General features: G+C 70.0%; 16 protein-coding genes. 5 read left to right on the top strand and 11 right to left on the bottom strand.

Annotated features, from left to right (window positions below; translation table 11 throughout):
• Positions 1–78 precede the first annotated feature (78 nt).
• From HNR67_RS05180 to HNR67_RS05150, 7 genes are all read right to left on the bottom strand, one after another.
• Entirely contained in the window at positions 79–1131 is a 1053-nt protein-coding gene (locus tag HNR67_RS05180; protein ID WP_185000973.1) for an LLM class flavin-dependent oxidoreductase, read from the bottom strand.
• Positions 1132–1156: 25 nt separating this feature from the next.
• Positions 1157–2530, bottom strand: coding sequence for a replicative DNA helicase (gene dnaB, locus HNR67_RS05175; protein WP_185000972.1), 1374 nt, complete (start codon positions 2528–2530; stop codon positions 1157–1159).
• 451 nt (positions 2531–2981) lie between these two features.
• The gene (gene rplI / locus HNR67_RS05170; RefSeq protein WP_185000971.1) at positions 2982–3434 is read right to left on the bottom strand and encodes a 50S ribosomal protein L9; all 453 of its coding nucleotides are present in this window, start codon (positions 3432–3434) and stop codon (positions 2982–2984) included.
• Between the two features lie 28 nt (positions 3435–3462).
• Positions 3463–3702: a 30S ribosomal protein S18 gene (gene rpsR, locus HNR67_RS05165; protein ID WP_086781836.1), complete on the bottom strand. Its 240-nt coding sequence runs from the start codon at positions 3700–3702 to the stop codon at positions 3463–3465.
• A gap of 81 nt (positions 3703–3783) precedes the next feature.
• Positions 3784–4293, bottom strand: a complete 510-nt coding sequence (locus HNR67_RS05160; RefSeq protein ID WP_185000970.1) for a single-stranded DNA-binding protein — start codon at positions 4291–4293, stop codon at positions 3784–3786.
• Between the two features lie 18 nt (positions 4294–4311).
• Positions 4312–4659: a 30S ribosomal protein S6 gene (gene rpsF / locus HNR67_RS05155; RefSeq protein ID WP_185000969.1), complete on the bottom strand. Its 348-nt coding sequence runs from the start codon at positions 4657–4659 to the stop codon at positions 4312–4314.
• Positions 4660–4774: 115 nt separating this feature from the next.
• Positions 4775–5773: a hypothetical protein gene (locus tag HNR67_RS05150; protein WP_185000968.1), complete on the bottom strand. Its 999-nt coding sequence runs from the start codon at positions 5771–5773 to the stop codon at positions 4775–4777.
• A 154-nt stretch (positions 5774–5927) separates the two neighbouring features.
• Between HNR67_RS05150 and HNR67_RS05145 the strand changes: the two genes are divergently transcribed.
• The 4 genes from HNR67_RS05145 to HNR67_RS05130 all read left to right on the top strand — a co-directional run bounded on the left by HNR67_RS05145 (position 5928) and on the right by HNR67_RS05130 (position 10576).
• Positions 5928–6698: a deoxyribonuclease IV gene (locus HNR67_RS05145; protein ID WP_185000967.1), complete on the top strand. Its 771-nt coding sequence runs from the start codon at positions 5928–5930 to the stop codon at positions 6696–6698.
• Positions 6695–8050, top strand: coding sequence for a hypothetical protein (locus tag HNR67_RS05140; RefSeq protein WP_221489777.1), 1356 nt, complete (start codon positions 6695–6697; stop codon positions 8048–8050). Before HNR67_RS05145 ends, HNR67_RS05140 begins: the two co-directional genes overlap by 4 nt.
• Positions 8051–8063: 13 nt before the next feature.
• Positions 8064–9260, top strand: coding sequence for an SGNH/GDSL hydrolase family protein (locus tag HNR67_RS05135; RefSeq protein WP_185000966.1), 1197 nt, complete (start codon positions 8064–8066; stop codon positions 9258–9260).
• A 92-nt stretch (positions 9261–9352) separates the two neighbouring features.
• Positions 9353–10576 (top strand): SGNH/GDSL hydrolase family protein, encoded by a 1224-nt coding sequence (locus HNR67_RS05130; RefSeq protein WP_185000965.1) that lies wholly within the window; start codon positions 9353–9355, stop codon positions 10574–10576.
• On the opposite strand, the gene HNR67_RS05125 is transcribed toward HNR67_RS05130, so the two are convergent.
• From HNR67_RS05125 to HNR67_RS05110, 4 genes are all read right to left on the bottom strand, one after another.
• The gene (locus HNR67_RS05125; RefSeq protein WP_185010164.1) at positions 10557–12107 is read right to left on the bottom strand and encodes a glycosyltransferase family 87 protein; all 1551 of its coding nucleotides are present in this window, start codon (positions 12105–12107) and stop codon (positions 10557–10559) included. The two genes, HNR67_RS05130 and HNR67_RS05125, sit on opposite strands and share 20 nt — an antisense overlap.
• Positions 12108–12195: 88 nt before the next feature.
• On the bottom strand, positions 12196–12567 hold the full coding sequence (locus HNR67_RS05120) for a hypothetical protein (RefSeq protein WP_185000964.1): 372 nt from the start codon (positions 12565–12567) through the stop codon (positions 12196–12198).
• A gap of 147 nt (positions 12568–12714) precedes the next feature.
• Positions 12715–15375 (bottom strand): transglycosylase domain-containing protein, encoded by a 2661-nt coding sequence (locus HNR67_RS05115; protein ID WP_185000963.1) that lies wholly within the window; start codon positions 15373–15375, stop codon positions 12715–12717.
• A 289-nt stretch (positions 15376–15664) separates the two neighbouring features.
• A complete protein-coding gene (locus tag HNR67_RS05110; protein WP_185000962.1) occupies positions 15665–16069 on the bottom strand; it encodes a DUF5318 domain-containing protein in 405 nt (134 codons plus the stop codon).
• Between the two features lie 166 nt (positions 16070–16235).
• Here HNR67_RS05110 and HNR67_RS05105 point away from each other — a divergent pair, with 166 nt between their 5' ends.
• The gene (locus tag HNR67_RS05105; RefSeq protein WP_185000961.1) at positions 16236–16763 is read left to right on the top strand and encodes a PadR family transcriptional regulator; all 528 of its coding nucleotides are present in this window, start codon (positions 16236–16238) and stop codon (positions 16761–16763) included.
• Positions 16764–16777: the final 14 nt, after the last annotated feature.

Raw genomic sequence — 16777 nt, 5'->3', positions numbered from 1 at the left:
ACCCATGACTCGGAGCGTAGGTCTGTGACCTGGGGCGGAACCTCGCTCGCCATATTCAACAGAGCTTGAATAAGGCGGTCAGCCGAGGAGTTCGGCGAGCTGGGCCAGCTCCGCGGGTGGGTCCACCACCGGCTGGATGAGGAGTTCGTCGATGCCGGCCTTGGCCAGGGCGGCGATGCGGGTGCGGAGTTCCGCGCGGGTGCCGACCAGGGCGAGGGTGTTCATCAGCGCGGGCAGGACCAGATCCCGGTCTCCGGGTGCGATGCGGCCGAGGTAGTTCGGGTAGAGCCTGGTGTGCCGGTCCGGTGCGGTGGCGGTGGTGCCACGCCGGTCCAGCAGTCCTCGCACCGCATCGCGTTCCGCGGCGCCGAGTTGGTCGGCGAAGGCGGGGGTGTCCGCGGCCGTGTCGGCGGCGTAGGCCAGCAGCGACAGGACGAGGTGGCCGGTCGCGTCCCTGGCCGCGTCGCCGTGCGGGTCCTCGCCCTCCGCGAGCACGTGCAGCGCGGTGACCAGGTAGGAGTCGGGGTCGTGGGGTGTGCCGGGGGCGGCCTGGCGGCGGACCTGGTGCAGTGCCTGCCAGGCGGCGGGGTCCAGCAGGCCGAAGGAGATGAGCCCGGCGCCCCGGCGGCCGGCCACGGCGGCGGCCTTCGGTCCGAGCGCGGCCACTACGAACTCGATCGGGTCTGTGGTGTTCACCTGCGCCCCTGCGTGCAGGAACCGGATGTCGCGAACCCGGTCGCCCTCGCGGTGTGCGGTCGAGCCGCCCGCGCACAGGTCCTGCAACGCGGCGGTGAACTTCTCCAGCGCGGTCGCCGAGGTCGGCGGCAGGCCCAGGGTGCGCCGCGCGGTGTTCCCGGTGCCGACCCCGCAGATGATCCGGCCCGGCGCCAGGGCGTTGAGACTGGCGAACCCGCTCGCCGCGGCCGGGGCCGAACGCAGTGCCGGGGAGGTCACGCCGATGCCGAGCTTGATGCGCCGGGTGGCCTTCGCGCACAGGGCCAGTGCGACGAACGGGTCGCCGTGGACCATCGGGGTGTCGTTGAGCCAGAAGCTGTGCAGGCCCAACTCCTCGGCCTGCGCGGCGAGGTCCTCCACACCTGGCTGGGCGGCGACCACGACGCCTGCGCGCATCACAACCCCACGGTACCGACCGGGGTCAGCCCTGGGCCAGGTCGGTGAAGCGGCTGTAGTGCAGCTGGTGCGCGACCACGATGGTGGCGGTCGGGCCTGCCCGGTGCTTGGCGATGATCAGGTCGGCCTCGCCCGCCCGCGGGTCGTCGCGCTCCCAGGCGTCCGGGCGGTGGATCAGCATGACCATGTCCGCGTCCTGCTCCAGCGAGCCGGACTCACGGAGGTCGGACAGCATCGGGCGCTTGTCCGTGCGTTGTTCCGGACCACGGTTGAGCTGGCTCATCGCCACCAGCGGCACCTGCAGCTCCTTGGCCAGCAGCTTGAGGTTCCGGGAGAACTCCGAGACCTCCTGCTGGCGGGACTCGACCTTCTTGCCCGAGGTCATCAGCTGCATATAGTCCAGCACGATCAGCTTGAGGTCGTGCCGCTGCTTGAGCCGCCTGGCCTTGGCCCGGATCTCCATCATGGTCATGTTCGGCGAGTCGTCGATGAACAGCGGAGCCTCGCTGATCTCGCTCATCCGCCTGGCCAGCCGGGTCCAGTCGTCATCGGTCATCCGGCCACCACGCATGTCGGCCAGCCGGATCCGGGCCTCGGCCGAGAGCATGCGCATGACGATCTCGGTCTTGCTCATTTCCAGCGAGAAGATGACGCTGGACATGCCGTGCTTGATCGAGCAGGAGCGGGCGAAGTCCAGGCCGAGGGTGGACTTGCCGACGCCGGGACGGGCCGCGACGATGATCATCTGACCCGGGTGCAGGCCGTTGGTCAGCTGGTCGAGGTCCACGAAGCCGGTGGGCACGCCGAGCGCGCTGCCGCCGCGACTGGCGATCGCGTCGATCTCGTCCATGGTCGGCTGGAGCAGTTCCTCCAGCGCCGTGTAGTCCTCGGTGGTGCGCCGCTCGGTGACGTCGTAGAGGGCCGACTGTGCCCGGTCCACCACCTCGGACACGTCCGCGCCCTCGGCGCCGTTGTGGCCCAGCTGGACGATCTTGGTGCCGGCCTCGATCAGCCGCCGCAGCACCGCCTTCTCCGCCACGATCTCGGCGTAGTAGCCGGCGTTGGCCGCGGTGGGCACGGTGGCGATGAGGGTGTGCATGTACGGCGCGCCGCCGACCCGCAGCAGTTCGCCGCGGCGCTCCAGCTCGGCCGAGACGGTGATCGCGTCGGCCGGTTCGCCGCGGGTGTAGAGGTCGAGGATGCACTCGTAGACCGACTGGTGCGCCGGGCGGTAGAAGTCGCCGGGCCGGACCACCTCGACCACGTCGGCGATGGCGTCCTTGGACAGCAGCATGCCGCCGAGCACGGACTGTTCGGCCGCGAGGTCCTGCGGGGGTTGCCGATCGAAGCCACCGGAGGAGTCGCCGCCCCTGAAATCACGGTCGTCCACCACGGCCACGGTCGTGCACCTCCACCAAGCTCGACACCCACCAGGATTCTGCTCGCGACCCCTGACAGAAGAGGTCTGACCTCTCGTCACCGAGGGCGCGCAGTGGCGACGCTAGGTCCCCCGTCCGGAGCAGGCAAACCAGCCTGTGGATCAACTTGTGGGCAGCCTGGGGATGGATGTCCACGACTGGACACAGGGCCCCTGTGCCCTGTGGACAACTTGGGGAGAACCTGCGAGGAAAAATCAAAGCGCGCTGGTCAGAGCCTATGTGCGCGATGTGGAAAAACTAACCCGAAACTGGTTCGGCGTGTCGCCTGTGACCGCGCCGACGGCGTGTCGCGGGCCGGGCGTCACAACTCCAGATTTGTGCTGTGACGCTGAGACAAACGAGCACAGGCGCCGCCCGTATGGAGTAGCCCCGTCCGGGCGGTGCCTGTGCTCGTGGTCAAGCAGAGCGTGCTCAGCCCGCGGCAACCACGAGGTTGACGCTGGCGGTGACCTCCGGGTGCAGGCGCACCGCGATGGTGTGCTTGCCCGTGGTCTTGATGTGGCCGGAGGTCTCGACGGAACGCTTGTCGAGCACCGGGCCACCGGCGGACTTGATCGCGGCAACGATGTCCGCGGTGGTCACCGAGCCGAAGAGCTTGCCGCCACCGGCCGCGGCGCGGCCGGCCAGCTGCACGGCGCCAAGGCCGTCGAGCTTGGCCTTGACCTCCTTGGCGTGGTCCAGGTCGCGGATCTTGCGACCCTCCTGGGCCCGGCGGATGGTCTGCACCTGCTTCTCCGCACCCTTGGTGGCCAGGATGGCCAGGCCGCGGGGCAGCAGGAAGTTGCGGCCGTAGCCGTCCTTCACCTCGACGATGTCACCAGGACCACCGAGGCCGGTCACGTCAGCGGTGAGAATGAGCTTCATCGCCAACTCCTCTCTAATGGTCTCTGGGTCAGCGAGCGGTTGAGGTGTAGGGCAGCAGCGCCATCTCGCGCGAGTTCTTCACCGCGATGGCGACGTCCCGCTGGTGCTGGGAGCAGTTGCCGGTCACCCGGCGGGCGCGGATCTTGCCGCGGTCGGAAATGAACTTCCGGAGCAGCGCGGTGTCCTTGTAGTCGATCAGGTGCGCGGTCTTGTCCTTGCAGAACGCGCAGACCTTCTTCTTCGGCTTGCGCACAGGCGGCTTAGCCATGTGTCGTCCTCCTGGAGCTGGACGTGGTCGTGTTCGGAGTCTCTTGGGGTGCGGTGCTGGAGCGCTGGCGAGGCAGCCGGATCAGAACGGCGGCTCGTCGTTGAAGCCGCCACCGCCGCCGGAGCTGGCCGCCGGGGGCGCGGAGCCCCACGGGTCGTCGGCAGGAGCACTGCCGCCGCCGGACGCGCCGTACCCACCGCCGCCGCCACCCTGGCCGCCGCCACCGCGACTGGCGCGGTTGACCTTGGCCGTGGCATAGCGCAGCGAGGGGCCGATCTCGTCGACCTCCAGCTCGATGACGGTGCGCTTCTCGCCTTCCTTCGTGTCGAAGGAGCGCTGGCGCAGGCGTCCCTGGGCGACCACGCGCATACCGCGGGTCAGGGACTCGGCGGCGTTCTCCGCCGCCTGGCGCCAGATGCTGCACCGCAGGAACAGCGCTTCGCCGTCCTTCCACTCGCCGCTCGCGCGGTCGAGTGTGCGGGGCGTGGAGGCGATGGTGAAGCTCGCCACGGCCGCGCCGGACTGGGTGAAGCGCAGTTCCGGATCGGCGGTCAGGTTTCCGACCACCGTGATTACCGTCTCACCAGCCATGATTCGCGTACTCCCGCGTCAGGACTTGGGGCCCTTGGACGCCTTGGCAGCAGCCTTCGCGGCGGCCTTGGCGAACTTGGCGGGGTCGCGGCGCAGAACCTTGGTACGCAGGACGGTGTCCTGCAGGTTCAGCTGGCGGTCGAGCTCCTTGACCGCGTCCGGCGAGCTGTTGATGTCGATGACCGTGTAAATCCCCTCAGGGGACTTGTTGATCTCGAACGACAACCGGCGCTTGCCCCAGACATCGACCTTCTCCACGTTCCCGCCCGAAGTGCGGATGACGTTGAGGAAAGTGTCCAGCGTGGGAGCGACGGTGCGCTCATCCACGTTGGGGTCCAGGATGACCATCAGTTCATAGTGACGCACGTAGACCTCACCTCCTGTGGACTAATTCGGCCACGGACGTTCCGTGGCAGGAGGGTCGTCGCGTCAGCAACCCGAGCAGGCTAACAGCCCAGTGCCGGTTGCTCCCAATCGGTGATCAGGCGGTACGCCGAAGTACCCAGGTACGGACCAGGCCCGCGGTCACCATGGACAGCGCGAGCACCGCGAGCAGCACCGGAGCCGCCACCCGGCCCGCGCCGTCGGTGGGCAGTGCGCGGGCCTGACCGGCCGAGGCCACTCCGTCGCCGCCCTCGGGCAGCCCGTAGGCGCCTGCCGAGCCGGGCGAGGCCTGGCCGTAGCGGTCGCCGGGGGCCAGCGCGCCCAGTCCGCCGGGCACGGCCGCGGGCAGTCCGGAGTAGTCGTAGAGCGGCACCCGGCCGTAGTCGTAGAGGCCACCGCCCTCCAGGCGCGGCAGCTGGAAGTCCGGGATCGGCGTGCCGGCGCCAGGAGTGCCGGGCGGCGGGGTGCCGGGGTTGGACGAGCCGGGCGGCGGGGTGCCGGGGTTGGACGAGCCGGGCGGCGGCGTGCCAGGCGGCGGGTTGCCGGGGCCGGGGCCGGGCTGGCCGGGATTGGTGGTGCCGGGCGGCGGCTTGGGCGAGGACGATCCGCCTGGCAGGTTCTTCGCGCCCTCCTGGATCGGCGCGGCCACCGCGTTCAGCGTCTTGACCGTCACCCCGCAGCCCGCGCTGAGCACCTGCTGCACGCCCTTGAGCACCTCGCCGAGGATCGGCCCGAGCAGTGGGATCCGGCGCAGCGCGTCGATCACCCGGCCGGCGATCTGCCCGCCGGTGATGAACCCGCCCTTGCCGTCGGGCACCGCGCCGATCGGGATCGGCGGCAGCGCGCGCACGGCCTTGTCCACGGCGCCGGCCAGCGGCGGGCCGAGCAACGGCACCCGCCGGACCACCTCGACCACCGGCGCGGCGACCGCACCGGCGCTGAGCTGGATGGGCTGACCGGGTTTGCCCTGGACAGTGGCCCCGCAGTCGCCGATCAGGATCGGTTCAGCAGCCTGGGCGGAACCGGCTAGACCCACCATGCTGACCATGGCGAGCAGCACTGTTGCCACGGAAAGTCCTGCGAGTCGAGCGAGCATGCCCATCCCTCCGGTGCGTACCGACCGGTAACGTTCCTTAGGTGCAACGACGGTAGGTCGCCAAGGTGACGGTTGCCACCCCAAACCATGACGGAATGACGCACAACCTCTACTCGGGGAGTGGGCGTCGGACCCGCCGACTACGCTCTCCGGCATGCGCATCGGGGCACACGTCGCCGACGACAACCCGCTCGGCTCGGCGCAGGACCGCGGCGCCGAGGTCGTCCAGTTCTTCCTGTCCAACCCGCAGAGCTGGGAGTCACCCAAGCCGCACCCGCAGGCCGAGGCCCTGCGGGAGGCCGGGATCTCGGTCTTCGTGCACTCGCCATACGTGATCAACGTGGCCTCGCTGAACAACCGGATCCGCATCCCCTCGCGCAAGTCGGTGGTGCAGCAGGCCGAGGCGGCCAAGGCCAGCGGCGCGCTGGGCCTGGTGGTGCACGGCGGGCACGTCACCAAGGGCGACGACCCGGCCGACGGCATCGCGAACTGGCGCAAGCTGTTCGAGCGGCAGGCCGAGGCCGGTGGGTTCGCGGTGCCGGTGCTGATCGAGAACACCGCGGGCGGGGACAACGCGATGGCCCGCCGCTTCGACATGCTGTCCCGGCTCTGGGACGCCGTCGGCGAGTTCGGCGCCGGGTTCTGCCTGGACACCTGCCACGCGCACGCCGCGGGTGAGGACCTGGTCGGCATCGTGGAGCGGGTCAAGGCGATCACCGGCCGGATCGACCTGGTGCACCTGAACAACTCCAGGGACGAGTTCGGCTCGTCAAGGGACCGGCACGCCAACATCGACACCGGCACCATCGAGCCGGGGGTGCTGGCCGCGGTGGTCAACGCCGCCCAGGCCCCGGTGGTGGTGGAGACCCCAGGTGACGGGCAGGCAGGCGACATCGCCTACCTGCGTTCCCAGCTACCCGCGTGATCCGCTTCGGCAGGACCGCGCTCGCCGCGCTGGTCCTGCTGTGCGGACTGCTGCTGATCGGCGGCTACGCGAACAAGGCGCGCTGCGCCGGACCCGAGTTCGACCAGTGGGGCCGCAGCGCGCCGGAGTACGCCAACCGGCACGGCGACCTCTGCTACTCCGACATCCAGCACCTGTGGCTGGGCCGGGAGGTCGACCGGCACGTCTTCCCCTACCTCGGTGGCGGCCTCGGCGAGGACGGCCAGCTCATCGGCGGTTCGGTGGAGTACCCGGTGCTCAGCGGCCTGCTGATCTGGGCCGGGGCGATCTTCGCCAACAACGACGCGGACTTCCTGCTGTACTCCAGCCTGTTGCTGGCCCCCTTCGGCCTGCTGGTGGCCTGGCTGCTGGGCGGGCTGGCCCGCTGGCGCGCGCTGATCTGGGCGCTGGCCCCAGGGCTGGTGCTGCACGCCTTCCACAACTGGGACCTGCCCGCGGTGGCCTGCGCGGTCGGCGCGGTGTACGCGGTGCACCGCGGCTGGGGCCGGGAGGGCGCGAGCCGTCCGCTGGTGGAGCGGGCGATGGTGGCAGGCGTGCTGCTCGGCCTTGGCGCCGCGCTGAAGCTGTACCCGGGCTTCTTCGCGCTGCCGCTGGCGTTGTACGTGCTCACCGGCGGGGCGCACGGCCGCTGGCTGCCGGGCGGGAAGCGCTGGGACATCGCGGGCGCGGTCCGGGTGCTGCTGTCCACCGTGGTCACCGTGGTGCTGGTGAACCTGCCGTTCGCGGTGCTGGGTTACGAGGGCTGGCGGGCCTCCTTCGTCTTCCAGCAGGAGCGCAAGGTCGACATCACCACCAACTCGATCTGGTTCTGGGCCTTCCGCCCGGAGTCCGATCCGGCCAACGCGGACTTCCAGGCGCTGGTCGGCTGGCTGTCCCCGACCTTGATCGGCCTGGCCTTCCTGCTGGCCTGCCTGGTCGGCTGGCTGCGCTGGAGCGGCACCGGCGAGTACCCGTGGGTCGGTGTGTCCGGCGCGATGCTGTGCGGATTCCTGTTGCTGCACAAGGTGCACTCCCCGCAGTACACGCTGTGGCTGCTGCCCTTCTTCGTGCTGCTCGCGGTGCGCTGGGGCTGGGTGCTGGCCTACACCGTGGCCGATCTGGCGCTGGGTGTCGGGGTGTTCCTCTGGTACCACGCGATCGAGTTCGGCCTGCCCATGTCGATCTACGACAGCCTGCCCGCGCAGGCGGTGATGATCGGGGTGTGGGGCAAGGTCGCGCTGCTGCTCGCGTTGTTCCTGATCCTGCCGTCCACGCCGGTCACCTTCGCGCCGGAATCAGGTGAACGGCGAATGGTCACGCTCTCATCGCGCTGATTGGGTCTGCCCCATGGTGTTCAGCGGAAAGCGCTTCCTCGCGAGCACGGCCGTGCTGGCCCTGCTGGTCTCCGGCAGCCCGGCCACGGCCGCGCCCGGTCCCGGCTGGATCGGCACCTGGGCGGCCGCGCCCACCTCGGCGGTGCCCGGCTCGGAGCAGGGCTATGCCAACCACTCGATGCGCAACATCGTGCACACCAGCATCGGCGGCAGCCAGGCGCGGGTGCGGCTGTCCAATGCCTTCGGCACCGCACCGGTGCTCTTCGGCCGGGTCACCCTCGCGCTGGCCGCGGGCCCGGACACCCCGGCCGCGGTGCCCGGCAGCATGCGCGTGCTGACCTTCGGCGGCGCCACCTCGGTGACCGCGCCCGCCGGGGCCGACCTGGTCAGCGACCCGGTCGCGCTGACCGTGCCCGCCGACGGCGACCTGCTGGTCACCACGTTCACCCCGGAGCCCTCCGGCCCGGTCACCCACCACTCGATGGCGATGCAGCACTCCTACTTCAGCCGCGACGGCGACCACGCCGCGGCCGAGTCCGGGGCCGCCTTCACCGAGCAGACCGGCAGCTGGCACTACGTCAGCGCGGTGGACGTGCGCGGCACCGCCGCCCGCGGCAGCGTGGTGGCGCTGGGCGATTCGATCACCGACGGCTGGAACGCGGGCATGAACACCAACCTGCGCTGGCCCGATCAGCTCGCCGACCGGCTGAACTCCCGCTTCGGCGTGCTCAACGCCGGGATCAGCGGCAACCGGGTGCTGCTGGACGGCGGCCCGCTCGGGGTGAGCGCGCAGGCCAGGCTGGACCGCGATGTGCTCGCCGCGGCCGGGGTGCGCACGGTGATCGTCTTCCAGGGAATCAACGACATCCTGCAGGAACCCCGGCAGCGCGACGCCCGCAAGATCATCGAGGGGCTCAAGCAGATCGCGCAGCGGGCCAAGGCCCGTGGCCTGCGGGTGCTCGGCGGCACCATCGCGCCGATCAAGGGCATCTGGGGCTTCACCGAGGAGCTGGACGCCCCGCGGCAGGAGGTCAACCGGTTCCTGCGCAACAACCCGTACTTCGACGGCCTGGTCGACTTCGACGCGGCGCTGCGCGATGGCTCGGACCCACTGCGGATGGCCCCGGCCTACGACTCCGGCGACCACCTGCACCCCAACGCCGCCGGTTTCCGCGCGATGGCCGCCGCCGTGCCGCTCTCAGCACTGTGAACCGGAATCAGAGGATCGGCGGATGGTCCCGCTCCCAGCGCGCTGATTAGGTCGAACGCGTCCCCGTCGACGTGGCTGCAGGAGGCTCGCGAATGGCGTCCAACGGTAAGCGCTGGCTGGTTGCGTTCAGTGTGGTGGCGTTGCTGGCCTCGGGTGGTCAGGCCGTCGGCGAGCCCTCGGCCGCGCCACCGGGCAACTGGGTGGGCACCTGGGCGGCCGCACCCTCGGCCGCGCTGTCCAACACCGAGTCCGGCTACCCGAACTACTCGATCCGCAACATCGTGCACACCAGCATCGGCGGCGCCCAGGTCAGGGTCCGGCTGTCCAACGCCTTCGGCCGCGCGCCGGTGCTGTTCGGTCAGGTCACGGTGGCGCTGGCGGCCGGGGCGGACACGCCGGCCGCGGTGCCGGGCACGATGCGCACGCTGACCTTCGGCGGCGAGCGGGAGATCACCGCGCCGCCCTTCGCCGACGTGCTCAGCGATCCGGTCGCGCTGAACGTGCCAGCCGATGCCAACCTGCTGGTCACCACGTTCACCCCGAACCCATCGGGCCCGGTCACCTACCACTCGCTGACCATGCAGAACTCCTACTTCACCCGTAACGGCAACCACGCCGGGGCCGAGTCGGGGGCGGCCTTCACCGAGCAGACCCGGCAGTGGCACTACGTCTCCGGCGTGGACGTGCGCGCGCCGGGCGTGCGCGGCAGCGTGGTGGCGCTGGGCGACTCGATCACCGACGGCGCGAACTCCACCTGGGGCGCCAACCTGCGCTGGCCGGACCAGCTCGCCGACCGGATGAAGGCCGGTCCGGCGCACCTGCGGCTGGGCGTGCTCAACGCGGGCATCAGCGGCAACCGGCTGCTGCTGGACGGCGGCGGCGCCGGGGTGAACGCGCTGGCCAGGCTGGACCGGGACGTGCTGGCGGCCACCGGCGCCCGCACGGTGATCGTCTACGAGGGCATCAACGACATCCAGCAGACCCCGCACCAGACCGATCCGAACCGGATCATCGCCGCGCTCAAGCAGATCGCGCAGCGCAGCAAGGACCGAGGGCTGCGCGTGCTCGGCGCCACCATCACCCCATTCAAGGGCTGGCACTCCTACAGCGAGCAGCTCGAAGCCACCCGGCAGGCGGTCAACCGCTACATCCGCAACAACACCGACTACGACGGCCTGATCGACTTCGACGCGACCATCCGCGATCCGCAGGACCCGCAGCGGATCAAGCCCGAGTACGACCAGGGCGACCACCTGCACCCCGGCGACGCCGGGTTCAAGGCGATGGCCGCCGCGGTCAGCCTGTCAGCGCTGTAGTCGCGGCCTCGGCCTGCTCGCGCTGCTTCTTCGCGGCGCGGGCAGGCCCGAGCACGAAGGCATCCGGCGCGCCGTCCAGCGGACCGCCTGCCGGATCGTCCACCCCGAAGGCCCGCACCCGGTCCAGCTCCGGCCGGTAGATCTCACGCAGGATCAGCACGCACAGCAGCACCACGAAGACATCCCGGATGACCACCGCGCCCAGGAACCAGTCCTGTGGCAGACCCTTGTTGTCCGGGCCGAGGTAGAAGTACATCCGCGGCGCCCAGACCAGTGCGTCCACCACCATCCAGGCCAGCAGCAGCCGCCAGCGCGGCAGCGCAAGCACGGCCAGCGGCACCAGCCACAGCGAGTACTGCGGACTCCACACCTTGTTGGTCAGCAGGAAGGCCGCCACCACCAGGAAGGCCAGCTGGGCCACTCGCGGCCGGCGCGGCGCGGACAGCGCCACCCAGCCGATTCCCGCGCAGCACAACAGGAACAGCACCGCGGTGACCGTGTTCAGCACGGTCGGCGAGGCCCCGGCAGGCAGCGGACCATCGAAGCCGCTCCAGCCGGTGAAGTACTGGATGACGTTGTAGATGCTGTCCGGGTCGACCCCGCGTTCGGAGTTGAGCCGGAAGAACTCCCGCCAGCCGTCCGGGTAGAGGAAGTAGATCGGCGCGTTCACCGCGGCCCAGGCCAGCGCCGCGGTCCAGGTGGTCCGCCACCAGTGCCCCATCCGCCCGGATCTCAGGCACAGCACCAGCAACGGCCCGAGGAAGAACAACGGATAGAGCTTCGCCGCCGCGCCCAGCCCCAGCAGCACCCCGGCCAGCCCCGGCCGGTTCCGCGCCCAGGCCAGCAGCGCCACCGCGGCGAACGCGGTGGCCAGGGTGTCGAAGTTGGTGAAGGCGTGCACCACGACCAGCAGCGAGACCGCCGCGATGGCCGCGTCCCACGGCCGCCGCCCGGTGAGTTTGAAGGTGGCCCAGATGGTCACCAGCCAGGCCAGCGCCAGCCACAGCGAGCTGAAGTTGAAGTAGACGATCACGGCCATCGCGTTGGGCAGCCAGCCACTGCTGGCGATGGCCACCCAGCCATGCGCGAGCTGGGCGTTGAACCACTGGAACAACCCGCTGAGCACGGGGTACTCCATGTAGCGGATCTGCCCGTCCGGCGTCCCGTTGTCGTCCTTCCAGGACGTCTTGTACGGGAACAGCCCCTTGTCCAGCCGCTCCGCGGTGTAGAGCGGAACGGTGTCGGAGTAGCACATCGCCACGTACTGCCGGGAATCCCGCCAGTCCAGCTGCACCACACCCTGGTCGTCCACATACTCCTGCACACACGGCGCCTTGGCCGTGTACCCCAGCGCCAGCGTCAGGGTGGCCAGCAACAACACCACCCGCAACGGCGTCCAGAACCAGTGCCGCCCCACCACCGCATGCCGCCCCAGCAACCCACCGATCGGCTTGCTGGCCTGCCGCGCGATGGGCTCGGACCAGGTCGAGACCTCCCGCTCCCGCGGTGTCAGCGACTCGGTGTCCGCGATCCGTTTGGACGCGGGCGGCGCCTGGCTCCAGTCGCCATCGGTGGCCTGCGGCTCGGGCCGCTCCGGTGCATGGGACACCTGGCGGATGCTACGGGCAGGACGGCAGGCCGGTGACCGAGGTTCCGGAACCCGGGTCGAACGGCGACCGCAACACGATCTCGAAACACCCCTCCGCCGACACCGAGCCGAACGCCCCCGACCCGGTGGCCCGAACCAGGGCCACCACGGTGATCCGGCCCTCCTGCCGATCGAACTTCTTCAGCTCGCCCTGGCTGTACTTGAGGATTTCCACGGCCGCGGGCTCGGCCAGCCCACCCGGGTCGGCCGCCTGTTTCCGCAGGCTCTCCGCGGCCTCCCCGGCGAACCGGACCGTCAGCCCGTCCACCTCGCCCTGCCGGGAGTTCCCAGCCAGGTAGAACGCGAAGCCGACACCCAGCACGACCAGCAACAGAACGGCCACAGCTCCGGAAAAACCCCAGGCGGGCCAGGCCCTCCGCCCGGCCCGCTCGGCGTGATGATCGGTCATGAGCCCTGGTAACCGGCCTTCCGCAAGGTCTACCCGACACGAAAAAGGCGGGGAGGTGAAACTGCCACCTCCCCGCCCTGATCATTCGCCGTTGCCGCCACCTCCGCGGCCGCCGCGTGGCTGGCCACCCGGTGGCGGATCCTCTTCGGAGGTCTTGGTCGGTTTGCCGGTGCCGGTGGTGGTCGGCTTGCAGCTCGGGAAGGGCCAGCCGCCGCAGGTCGGGGTCGGCCTGGTGTTGGTCGGCCTGCTGCTGGTCGGTTCCTCGCTGCTGGTCGGCGGGACCGAGCTTTCCGAGGTGGAGGTCGCCGAGGTGTTGCTGGTGCTGGTCACCGGCGCCTCGAACTGGCCGATCGGGTTGGCCTCGGGGAAGTTCTCGACCTTGGTGCCGTTGAGGTAGGAGTCCATGAACTCCTTCCAGACCCACCCGGGCTCGTCCTTGCCGTACATGTCCTTCAGGGAGGACTGCATACGGCCTTCCTTCCACTTGCCCCGGAGAATCTCGTTCTGGTCGGTGCCGACCCAGACCGCGGTGGAGACCGACGGGGTGTAACCCACCATCCAGGCACGCGAGTTGTGGCTGCTGCCCTTCTCCTTCTCGTACTGGTGGGTGCCGGTCTTGGAGGCGGACAGCCTGCCCTTGTCCAGTGCCACCCCGGAGGACTTGGCCACCGGCTTGAGCGCCTCGGTCACGTTGCGCGCGATGTCGGTGTTGTGCTTGCTGTCGTTCTGGTCGAAGGCGGGCTTGGCGGGCTCGTTGTGCTCAAGCAGGGTTTTGCCCGTGGCGTCGACCACCTTGGCCACGAAGTGCTGCTCGTTCTTCATGCCGTCGTTGGCGAAGGTGGCGTAGGCCGCGGACATGTCCATGGTCCGGACCTCGTAGCCGCCCAGCGCGATACCCGCGGACGGAGAACCGCCGTTGCCCAGCCCCAGGCTCGGCTTGTTGTTGATCTCGGCCGGGATCCCGGCCTCCTGGGCCGCCTTGGCCACCGTCTTGGTACCCACCTGCAGGGCGAGGTCGACGAAGGCGGTGTTGACCGAGAACTGGGTCATCTGCCGGATCGAGCACTGGGTGCACGAGTATTTGCCCGCGTTGGACACGGTGTAACCGCTGTTGCCCTTGCCGAAGGTGCGCGGCGAGCTGGCGTCGAAGGTCGAGCCGAGGCCGATGTCCTTCTCCAGCGCCGCGGCCACCACGAATGCCTTGAACGAGGAGCCCGGCGGCTGTGCGGCCTTGGCGTAGTCGAAGCCCTTGCCGTCCCGGCTGCCGTAGTAGGCCAGCACACCGCCGGTCTTCGGGTCGGTGGCCACCAGTGCCGACTTCAGGTTCTCCGGCTGGCCGGTGGCGAAGACCACCTTCTGCACGGCGGCCTCGGCGGCCTCCTGCGCCTTCTTGTCGATCGTGGTGGTGATCGTGTAGCCGTTCTTCTGCGCCGTGGCCATCTTGATCTGCTTGCGTTCCAGCTCGAGTTCGACCTGCTGCTGGATCAGGGCCCTCGTGCCCTTGATACCGCCACGCGCGGCGATCGCTTCCGCCCGGTCGCGCAGCTGGCCGGGCTGGTCGCCGTCCTCCGGGAACTGCATCTGGTCGCGGGCGGCCTTCTGGATCTTGCCGTTCTCGACCATCTTGTCCAGCACGTCGTTCCAGCGCTTGACCGACTTCTCCCGGTTGATCGCCGGGTCCCACTCGTACGGGCGCTGGATGACCGCGGCCAGCAGAGCGGCTTCCTCCGGGCGGTTGATCTCCTTGGCACTCTTGTTGAAGTACGCCTTGGCCGCCGCCTCGATGCCCTCGGCACCACGGCCGTAGGTGATCACATTGAGGTAGTTGGTCAGGATGTCGTTCTTGGAGTACTGGGCGTCCATCTTCGCCGACTTCACCAGCTCGGTGAACTTACGGGTCAGCGTGGGCCGGTCATCGCCGGTGGAGATCTTGATGTACTGCTGGGTGATACCGGAGCCACCGCCGGTGCCGCCGGTGAGGTTGTTGAACACCGCGCGCACGATGCCGATCGGGTCGAAGCCCGGGTTCTCGTAGAAGTTCTTGTCCTCGGTCGAGAGCACCGCTTCCTTGATGACCTGCGGGATCTCCTCGAACTTCAGCTGGACCCGCTCGCCGCCCTTCGGCACCACCTTGGCCAGCTCGCTGCCGTCGGCGTAGTTGATCGTGACCACCTGGTTGTGGCCCTTGAAGACCTCTTCCGGGGTGAGCACCGTGACGAACTGATAGGCCACGATGAAGGCCACCACCGGCGCCAGGATGGCCAGGCCGGTGAGCACGTAACCGGTGCGGCGGACGCGGCGCCAGATCTTCTTCTTGCGCAGTTTGCGTTCCTCCTCCGGATCCGGTGCGTCGGCGTCGACCACGTGGCTGTCGTCGTAGTCCGGGTCGCCGGGCAGGGGTTCGCGGTGGGTGAGCAGTTCGGGCTCACGCGGGTACGGGTCCTCGACCGGCGGGAACAGGTCGGTGGGCGCCTCGCCGGGGTGCTGGCGCGGCGGCATGCCACCGGGGCCGCCAGGTCCACCGGGTCCGTTCGGGCCGCCGTTGAACGGGGGGCGCTGGCCGGGCGGGCCGGGCGGGCGACCGCCGGGGCCACCGGGCATCGGCGCGCCGCCGGGCGGGGTGTTCGGACCGCCGTGACCCATCGGGGCGCCGCCGGGGGGCGTGTTCGGGCCGCCGTAGGGCATCGGGCCGCCGCGGGGCGGGGTGTTCGGGCCGCCGGGGCCGCCCGGTCCACCCGGCATCGGGGGACGGCCGCCCTGTGGGGGCATCGGGGGGCGCGGGCCGCCGGGAGGCCCGCCCTGCGGCCCACCCGGGGGCGGGCCCTGGCGGGGGCCCGGCGGCGGAGTGTCGTCCTCGTCCCAGTTGGGCACCCACTGCCCGGTGTGCTCACCGGTCTGTTCAGGTCCACTCGGCCGGCCGTCACGCCGTCGGTCGTCGCGCTCGTTCACGAAAAGGCCCTTCCACCGCCGTCGCACGGTGCGACGTCGTTTGGCGGTCGTTCGTCAGTACGTACCAGCGACATGAGCCGGATCACTCCGCGGCAGTCTTCCTTTGGGAGCTGTCGCTGCGCAGTCCACCCGTCCCCAGGACGTATGACTGCACCAGGTGGTTCCAGCTGCAGGTGCGGCACACCTCGACTACGTAGACGCTGAACTCCTCGAAGAGGGTTGCCATCCTGGCGAGTTCTTCAGCTGTGCGGGCCGAACCCGCAGCGTGCTTCAGCTCGTCGCCGTAGACCCAGGACACCAGCGTCAGGGGTTCCTTGCGGCACACGGGGCAGGTCACCGTGCTCGGTTCACCGTGGAACTTCGCCGCTCGGAGCAGGTATGGACTCGCGTCGCACACCTCCATGACCCCAGACCGGCCGGAGTAGACCTCGGCGAGCAGCGCACGGCGCTGCAACGCGTAGTCCACCACCTGCCGCTGGGTTCGCACCCCATCAGACTACGTGGCTGACACAAGGCCCCGGTGAGCCGTTCAGGGCAGTGCTGCCGGGTCGTTGCCCATCTCACGCCCGGAAGCCGGTGCTGTCGATGTATCGGCCCGATATAGTCCGGCTGCCTGTCAACCGTGTCACAGCCACGTCCGGAAGGGGTGCCAGATGCTGGAGCTGGCGATCCTCGGCATCCTGCACCGGGCCCCGATGCACGGCTACGAGCTGCGCAAACAGCTGGGCTGCCTGCTCTGCGGGCATCGCCCGGCGTTCTCCTTCGGCTCGCTCTACCCCACCCTGCGGCGGTTGCAGCGAGCCGGACTGATCGCCGAGGACGGCGGCGAGCCCAGCGCGTCGGCCGGCCGGGCGCGGCGGGTGTACGGACTGAGCGCGGCAGGCCGGGAGCACTTCGCCGGCCTGCTCGCCGAGGTCACCCCGCAGCACTGGGAGGACGACTGCTTCGGCGTCCGGCTGGCCTTCTTCTCCCGCACACCGCCGGAGGCGCGGCTGCGGATCCTGGCCGGCAGGCGGCGCTGCGTGGCGGAACGGCAGGAACGGATCAGGTCCACCCTGGACCGCTCCTGCGAGCACGTCGACCACTACACCCGGCAGTTGCAGCGACTCGGCCTGGACGGCGCCGAGCGCGAGGTGCGGTGGCTGGACGAGTTGATCGAGGCGGAACACCGCCAGCGATGAGGACGACCTTGAAG

This window comes from Crossiella cryophila (genome assembly GCF_014204915.1).
In the GTDB taxonomy this organism is placed as follows: Bacteria; Actinomycetota; Actinomycetes; order Mycobacteriales; family Pseudonocardiaceae; genus Crossiella; species Crossiella cryophila.
Note: the sequence above shows the minus strand (reverse complement) of the source record. Positions and strands in the feature narration are given on the sequence as shown.